This is a genomic window from Nocardioides aquiterrae (assembly GCF_039526625.1).
Taxonomy (GTDB): domain Bacteria; phylum Actinomycetota; class Actinomycetes; order Propionibacteriales; family Nocardioidaceae; genus Nocardioides; species Nocardioides aquiterrae.
Map to the genome: position 1 here is coordinate 48,110 of NZ_BAAAJE010000030.1, position 7,536 is coordinate 55,645.

7 protein-coding genes are annotated in these 7,536 nt (G+C 75.0%); all 7 read left to right on the plus strand.

Annotated features, from left to right (window positions below):
• The first annotated feature begins 58 nt into the window (after window positions 1-58).
• Window positions 59-1,618, plus strand: coding sequence for a GTPase ObgE (obgE, locus tag ABD086_RS22570; protein WP_343910427.1), 1,560 nt, complete (start codon window positions 59-61; stop codon window positions 1,616-1,618).
• Entirely contained in the window at window positions 1,615-2,730 is a 1,116-nt protein-coding gene (gene proB / locus ABD086_RS22575) for a glutamate 5-kinase (protein WP_343910429.1), read from the plus strand. The genes obgE and proB overlap by 4 nt, the downstream gene beginning before the upstream one ends.
• Before the next feature lie 314 nt (window positions 2,731-3,044).
• Window positions 3,045-3,692 carry an endonuclease/exonuclease/phosphatase family protein gene (locus ABD086_RS22580; RefSeq protein WP_343910431.1) on the plus strand — a complete coding sequence of 216 codons (648 nt, stop codon included), beginning with the start codon at window positions 3,045-3,047 and terminating at the stop codon, window positions 3,690-3,692.
• A gap of 13 nt (window positions 3,693-3,705) precedes the next feature.
• The gene (locus tag ABD086_RS22585) at window positions 3,706-4,893 is read left to right on the plus strand and encodes a cysteine desulfurase family protein (protein WP_343910433.1); all 1,188 of its coding nucleotides are present in this window, start codon (window positions 3,706-3,708) and stop codon (window positions 4,891-4,893) included.
• Window positions 4,894-4,900: 7 nt separating this feature from the next.
• A complete protein-coding gene (gene mnmA, locus ABD086_RS22590) occupies window positions 4,901-5,980 on the plus strand; it encodes a tRNA 2-thiouridine(34) synthase MnmA (RefSeq protein WP_343910435.1) in 1,080 nt (359 codons plus the stop codon).
• Window positions 5,977-6,960 (plus strand): uroporphyrinogen decarboxylase/cobalamine-independent methonine synthase family protein, encoded by a 984-nt coding sequence (locus ABD086_RS22595; protein ID WP_343910437.1) that lies wholly within the window; start codon window positions 5,977-5,979, stop codon window positions 6,958-6,960. The genes mnmA and ABD086_RS22595 overlap by 4 nt, the downstream gene beginning before the upstream one ends.
• A 33-nt stretch (window positions 6,961-6,993) precedes the next feature.
• Window positions 6,994-7,530, plus strand: coding sequence for a type 1 glutamine amidotransferase domain-containing protein (locus ABD086_RS22600; RefSeq protein WP_343910439.1), 537 nt, complete (start codon window positions 6,994-6,996; stop codon window positions 7,528-7,530).
• Window positions 7,531-7,536 lie beyond the last annotated feature (6 nt).

Below are 7,536 nucleotides of genomic sequence, written 5' to 3' on the forward strand. Positions count from 1 at the left end.
CGTCCCATGCGGGGCGCCCGTTCTGTCATTTCCCCAGAGTTCCGAGAGAGTAGGCACCATGGCCGTCCCGACCTTCGTCGACCGCGTGACGCTGCACGTCAGCGCCGGGCGCGGCGGCAACGGTGTCGCGTCGGTGCACCGCGAGAAGTTCAAGCCGCTGGGCGGCCCCGACGGCGGCAACGGCGGCCCGGGCGGCTCGGTGATCCTGCGCGTCGACCCCGACGTCACCACGCTGCTGGACTACCACCACAGCCCCCAGCGCCGCGCCGAGCACGGCGGGCACGGCGCCGGCGCGCACCGCAACGGCGCGCACGGCTCCGACCTGGTGCTCCCCGTTCCGGACGGCACCCTGGTGACCGACACGGCGGGGACGGTTCTCGCCGACCTGGTCGGCCCCGGCACCGAGCTCGTGGTGGCCCAGGGCGGCCGGGGCGGGCTCGGCAACGCCGCGCTGGCCTCGTCCAAGCGCAAGGCGCCCGGCTTCGCACTGCTCGGCGAGCCGGGCGACGAGCTCGACATCGTCCTCGAGCTGAAGGTGGTCGCCGACATCGGCCTGGTCGGCTTCCCGAGCGCGGGCAAGTCCAGCCTGATCGCCGCGATCTCGCGCGCGAAGCCCAAGATCGCCGACTACCCGTTCACCACGCTGGTCCCGAACCTCGGGGTGGTCACCGCCGGCGACACCACGTTCACCGTGGCCGACGTGCCCGGCCTGATCGAGGGGGCGAGCGAGGGGCGCGGCCTCGGCCACGACTTCCTGCGCCACATCGAGCGGTGCGCGGCGATCGTGCACGTCATCGACACCGCGAGCATCGAGCCGGGCCGCAACCCGGTCGACGACCTCGACGTGATCGAGAACGAGCTGGGCCGGTACGGCGGGCTCGAGGACCGTCCGCGGCTGGTGGCGCTGAACAAGGTCGACGTCCCGGACGGGCGCGACATCGCGTCGTTCGTCGTGGACGAGCTGACCGGGCGCGGCCTGCGGGTCTTCGAGGTCTCTGCGGCGTCGGGCGAGGGCCTGCGCGAGTTGACCTTCGCGATGGCCGCCATCGTCGAGGCCGCGCGCGCCGCGAAGCCGACGGTGGAGGCGACCCGGATCGTGCTGCGGCCGCCCTCCGCGGACGGCAGCGACGAGTTCACCGTCAAGCACACCGGCGACCCTTCGACAGGCTCAGGGCAGCGGGCCTGGCGGGTGCGCGGCGAGAAGCCCGAGCGCTGGGTGCGCCAGACCGACTTCAGCAACGACGAGGCCGTGGGGTTCCTCGCCGACCGGCTCAACCGGCTCGGCGTCGAGACGAGGCTCGTCGAGCTCGGCGCGGTGGAGGGCGATACGGTGCTGATCGGCCACCCGGACAACGCGGTGGTGTTCGACTTCAAGCCGGGCATCGACGCCGGCGCGGAGATGCTGGGCCGCCGCGGCGAGGACCAGCGCTTCGACGACTCCCGCCCCGCCGCGCGCCGGCGCCGCGCGATCGACGAGGCGATGGACGAGCGCGGCGAGGGCGAGACCCGCGCCGACGTCGCGCGGCGGCTGGACCGCCCCGACGAGTACGGCCCGTCGTCGTACGAGATCGGCGGCGCCGACGACCCGGACTGGGCCGAGGACGACCCGGGGGAATGAGCGTGCGCACCGAGGTGACCGGGGCGAAGCGGGTCGTCGTCAAGGTCGGGTCCTCCTCCCTCACCACCGCCGCGGGCGGCATCGACCCCGGCCGCGTCCGGGAGCTCGTCGACGTCCTCGCGAAGCTGCGGACCGGCGGGGCCGAGGTGGTGCTGGTGTCCTCGGGCGCGATCGCCGCGGGCCTCGCGCCGCTCGGGCTGAAGAGGCGGCCGCGCGGCCTGCCGGCCCAGCAGGCGGCGGCGTCGGTGGGCCAGGGCCTGCTGGTGCACCGCTACACCGAGGAGCTGGCCCGGCACGGCGTGATCGCCGGCCAGGTGCTGCTGACCGTCGACGACGTGACCCGTCGCTCGCACTACCGCAACGCCTACCAGACCTTCGCCAAGCTCCTCGAGCTCGGCGTGCTGCCGATCGTCAACGAGAACGACACGGTCGCGACCAGCGAGATCCGGTTCGGCGACAACGACCGGCTGGCGGCGCTGGTCGCCCACCTCGTGCACGCCGACCTGCTGGTGCTGCTCTCGGACGTGGAGGGCCTGTACGACGCCGACCCGGAGCACCCCGACAGCTCCCTGCTGCCCGAGGTGATGTCGGTCGACGACCTGTCCGACGTCCGGATCGGCAAGAGCGGCTCGGCCGGGGTCGGCACCGGCGGCATGCAGACCAAGGTCGACGCCGCCCGGATCGCCACCGGCGCCGGCATCCCCGTCGTGCTGACCTCCGCCGACCGCGCGGGCGCGGCGCTGGCGGGGGAGCGGGTCGGCACGCTGTTCCACCCCACGGGCCGACGGCGCCCCACCCGGTTGCTGTGGCTCGCGCACGCGACCGAGCCGAAGGGCACCCTGGTGCTGGACGCCGGTGCGGTCAAGGCCGTGGTCGAGCGGCGCGCCTCGCTGCTGGCGGCCGGGATCACCGGGGTGGAGGGCACGTTCCACGCCGGCGAGCCGGTCGACCTCGCGGCCCCCGACGGCACCCCGGTGGCGCGCGGGATCGTCAACTTCGACGCCGAGGAGATCCCGGCCCTGCTCGGGCGCTCCTCGCACGAGCTCAAGCGCGAGCTCGGGGCGGAGTACGAGCGCGAGGTCGTCCACCGCGACGACCTCGTCCTGCTCTGAACGGGCGCCGGGCGGCCTTCTGGGCCGCCGTCGCGCTGGTCCTGCTACCGGCGCTCGCCCTGACCTTCGCCCGGGTCGCCGAGCCGCACGTCTCCTTCTGGCTGCTGGTCGAGGGCTGCACGCCGCTGGCGATCGTCCTGTACGGCGCGGCCGCGGCGCTGCTCGGCGTCCGGCTGCTGCTGGCGCGTCGCTGGTGGACGGGGGCGCTGGCCGGCGTCGCCGTCGCCGGGCTCGCCCTGCACTGCTGGTGGTTCGCCCCGCAGGTGACGGGCGCGAACCCCCCGCCGCCCGACGGTGCGGACCGGCTCGTGGTGATGACCGCGAACATCGCGCAGGAGGACGGCGACGCGATCGAGCTGGTGCGGATCGCGGGGGAGGAGCACGTCGACCTGCTGGTCGTCGAGGAGGTCAGCGCCGCCGACCTGGCCGACATGGAGCGGTCCGGGATCGCGGGCCTGCTGCCGTACCGCGTCGGCCGGCCGGCGAGCGGGGGCGCCGGGACGATGGTGTTCTCGCGCACCGAGCTGGGCCCGGCGGAGCGGACCGGCACGTGGCACGACGGCTGGATCGTGGCCTGGGGCGACCTGACCGTGGTCGCCGCGCATCCGCAGGCACCGACCCAGCCGGACATCTGGAGCGACGACCACGCGGCGCTGCTCGCGGCCGTGGAGGACCACGAGGCCGACCTGGTGCTCGGCGACTTCAACGCCACCGGGGACCACGCCCCGATGCGGACCCTGGCCGCGGCCGGCTACCGCGACGTCGGCGAGCTCCTCAACCAGGGCTGGCAGCCGACCTGGCCGGCCACCGACCGCTGGTCGGTGATCCCCGGGGTGGCCTTCCCCGTGGCGCAGGTCGACCACGTCCTCGTGGGGCCGCGGCTGGCCGCGCTCGGCCAGCACACGGTCGCGATCCCGGGCAGCGACCACCGGGCGGTCGTTGCCGTGGTGGCCCGCAAGTAGGCTGGAGGACGCGATGACTGAGCACGACACCGGCCGCACCGTCTACCTCGACCACGCCGCGACCACCCCGATGGTCCCCGCGGCGGTCGAGGCGATGACGGCGCACCTGCTCGAGGTCGGCAACCCCAGCTCGCTGCACGCCTCCGGCCGGCACGCACGCAGGATCGTCGAGGAGTCCCGCGAGACCATCGCACAGGCGCTGAACTGCCGCCCGGGCGAGGTCGTCTTCACCTCCGGCGGCACCGAGGCCGACAACCTCGCGGTCAAGGGCATGTTCTGGGCCCGACACGCCACGGACCCGCGCCGCAGGCGCATCCTGAGCACCGCGATCGAGCACCACGCCGTGCTCGACCCGCTGCACTGGCTGGCCGACACCGAGGGTGCCGAGGTCGAGCTGCTGCCGGTCGACGAGCGGGCCCGGCTCGACGTCGACGCGCTGCGCGGCTCGATCGAGCGCGACCCCGGCTCGGTCGCGCTGATCTCGGTGATGTGGGCGAACAACGAGGTCGGCACGCTCCAGCCGATCGACGACGTCGTGGCGATCGCCGCCGAGCACGGCATTCCGGTGCACACCGACGCGGTGCAGGCGGTCGGCCACGTGCCGGTCGACTTCGCCGCCTCCGGGGTCGACGCGCTCACGCTCACCGGGCACAAGCTCGGCGGTCCGTACGGCGTCGGCGCGCTGGTCGTGCGGCGCGAGGTCGAGGTCAGCCCGCTCGTGCACGGCGGCGGCCAGGAGCGCGACATCCGCAGCGGCACGCTGGACACCCCGGCGATCGCCGGGTTCGCGGCCGCGGTCGAGCTCGCCGTGAAGCAGCAGGCCGAGCATGCGGCGCGCATCGGCGCGCTCCGCGACGACCTGGTGCGGCGGGTGACCGCGGCGGTGCCGGAGGCGCACCTGCACGGGCACCCGACGCTGCGGCTCCCCGGCAACGCCCACCTCGGTTTCCCCGGCTGCGAGGGCGACTCGCTGCTGATGCTGCTCGACGCCCGCGGCATCGAGTGCTCGACCGGATCGGCCTGCTCGGCCGGCGTACCCCAGCCCTCGCACGTGCTGCTCGCGATGGGCTGCGACGAGGACCAGGCCCGGCACTCGCTCCGGTTCACGCTCGGCCACACCACCACCCACGCCGACGTGGACGCGGTCGTCGAGGCGATCGTCCCCGTGATCGAGCGGGCGAGGGCAGCGAGGGCGAAGTGAGGGCGAAGTGAGAGTCGTCGCGGCCATGTCCGGCGGCGTCGACTCGGCCGTCGCCGCGGCGCGCGCCGCGGAGGCCGGGCACGACGTCACCGGGGTCCACCTCGCGCTGTCGCGCAACCCGCAGTCGTACCGCACCGGCGCGCGCGGCTGCTGCACGATCGAGGACGCCAACGACGCGCGCCGGGCCGCGGACGTGATCGGCATCCCCTTCTACATCTGGGACCTCAGCGACCGGTTCCACGCGGACGTGGTCGAGGACTTCATGGCCGAGTACGCCGCCGGCCGCACCCCCAACCCGTGCCTGCGGTGCAACGAGAAAATCAAGTTCGCCGCCGTGCTGGACCGGGCGCTCGCGCTCGGGTTCGACGCCGTCGCCACCGGTCACTACGCGCAGCTGCGCGCGGGGGCCGACGGGGTGGTCGAGATGCACCGCGCCGCCGACCACGGCAAGGACCAGTCCTACGTCCTCGGGGTGCTCGACCAGCAGCAGCTCACGCACTCGCTGTTCCCGCTCGGCGGGTCGACCAAGGCCGAGGTCCGCGCCGAGGCCGCCGCGCGCGGGCTGCTGGTCGCCGACAAGCCGGACAGCCACGACATCTGCTTCGTCGCGGACGGCGACAACGCGGGCTGGCTGCGCGAGAAGCTCGGCGACCGGGCGCCCAACCACGGCGGGACCATCGTCGACGAGGCCGGCGAGGTCGTCGGCACCCACGAGGGCAGCTACGCGTTCACGATCGGCCAGCGCCGTGGCCTGCGGCTGGGCCGGCCCGCACCGGACGGCAAGCCCCGCTTCGTCCTCGACATCGAGCCGGTGTCGGGCACGGTGACCGTCGGGCCGCGCGAGCGGCTCGCGGTGCGCCGGCTCACCGGCGTCCGCCCGCGGTGGTGTGGCACCGCGCCCACGGACCTGAGTGGCACCGTCCAGCTCCGCGCCCACGGCGCCGAGCTGCCGGCCCGGGTGCGGGTCGGGGACGCGGTCGAGATCGAGCTGCTCGAGCCGGCGTACGGCGTCGCTCCCGGCCAGGCCGCGGTCCTGTACGACGGGACCCGGGTGGTCGGCTCCGCGACGATCGCGGCGACCGCATGACGGTGGCGACGGGTGTCGGGTCCTACCCCGGCGAGGACTTCGACGAGACCCTGCGCCTCGTGCTCGGGGAGCTCCCCGACCTGCCGCACCTCCCCGAGCTCCCGGCGCGCGGGCCGGCCGCCACCATGACCGGCCGCGGGCTGGCCGTGGTCGCCGAGCTCGGGGCGGACCTCCAGCCGGCCGGGTGGCGGCTGACCGGGAGCGGCCCCGGCCTGGACCACCGCCGCGCCCGCAGCCTGCTCGCCCAGGACCTCGACGCGCTGGAGGAGCGGGCCGAGGGGCTGACCGGTGCGTTCAAGATCCAGGTCGCCGGCCCCTGGACGCTCGCCGCGACCGTCGAGCGGCCGCGCGGCGACAAGGTGCTCGGCGACCGGGGCGCCCGGCGCGAGCTGGCCCAGGCGCTGGCCGAGGGGCTGCGCACGCACGTGGCCGACGTACGGCGCCGGCTGCCCGGCGTCGACCGGCTCGTGGTGCAGGTCGACGAGCCGGCCCTGGCGGCCGTCCTGGACGGGCGGGTCCCCACGGCGTCCGGGTTCCACCAGCACCGCAGCGTGGCGCACCCCGAGGCGTCCGCGGCGCTCGAGTGGGTGCTGGAGGCCGCCGCCGAGGAGGGCGCCGAGCCGTGGGTGCACACGTGCGCGCCCGGCACGCCGCTCGGCCTGCTGCGCGGCGCCGGGGCGCGGGGGCTGTCGGTCGACCTCGCCGTGCTCTCGGCCGCCGACCACGACACGCTCGGCGAGGCGCTCGAGCGCGGTGAGACCGTTGCCCTCGGGGTGGTGCCCGCGACCGATCCGGCGCAGGACCCCACCGACGCCGAGGTGACCGAGTCGGTGCTGCGCTGGCTGGACATGCTCGGCCTCGACCCGCACGAGGTGGGGGAGCGGCTGGTGCTGACCCCGGCGTGCGGGCTCGCGGGCGCCACTCCCGGCTGGGTACGCCGGGCGCTCCCGCTCCTGAGGGCGGCCGCCGGCCACCTCTGATTCCCGGCCCGCCCGGCTGGGTACGGGCCCGCCATGAGCGACCTGACCGGCAAGACCGTGGCCATCATCGCGACCGACTTCGTCGAGGAGCCCGAGCTCGTCGAGCCGCGCGACGCGCTCCGCGAGGCGGGCGCGACCGTGCGGATCTACTCGGACACGGGCGAGTCCATCCAGGCCGTCCAGGGCGACACCGAGCCGACGCAGAAGGTCGAGGTCGACGGCTCGTTCGACGACCTGGACGCCGGTGGGATCCACGCGCTCGTCGTCCCCGGCGGCACCGTGAACGCCGACCGGATCCGCATCGACCGGACGGCACAGGACATCGTGCGCCGGGTCATGGAGGACAAGAAGCCGCTGGCGGTCATCTGCCACGGCCCCTGGCTCCTCGTGTCGGCGGGGCTCGCCCGCGGCCGCAACCTCACCAGCTTCCACACCCTCGCCGATGACGTCCGCAACGCGGGTGGCACCTGGACCGACGAGGAGGTCGTCGTCGACGGCAACCTCATCACCAGCCGCAACCCGGACGACATCCCCGCCTTCGTGAAGGCGCTGGAGGACGCGCTGTCCTGAGCGGGA

Bases quoted from the DNA above. Each gene is read 5' to 3' on its own strand.
- obgE (WP_343910427.1), top strand. From the start codon at position 59: ATGGCCGTCCCGACCTTCGTCGACCGCGTGACGCTGCACGTCAGCGCC.
- proB (WP_343910429.1), top strand. From the start codon at position 1,615: ATGAGCGTGCGCACCGAGGTGACCGGGGCGAAGCGGGTCGTCGTCAAG.
- ABD086_RS22580 (WP_343910431.1), top strand. From the start codon at position 3,045: ATGACCGCGAACATCGCGCAGGAGGACGGCGACGCGATCGAGCTGGTG.
- ABD086_RS22585 (WP_343910433.1), top strand. From the start codon at position 3,706: ATGACTGAGCACGACACCGGCCGCACCGTCTACCTCGACCACGCCGCG.
- ABD086_RS22595 (WP_343910437.1), top strand. From the start codon at position 5,977: ATGACGGTGGCGACGGGTGTCGGGTCCTACCCCGGCGAGGACTTCGAC.
- ABD086_RS22600 (WP_343910439.1), top strand. From the start codon at position 6,994: ATGAGCGACCTGACCGGCAAGACCGTGGCCATCATCGCGACCGACTTC.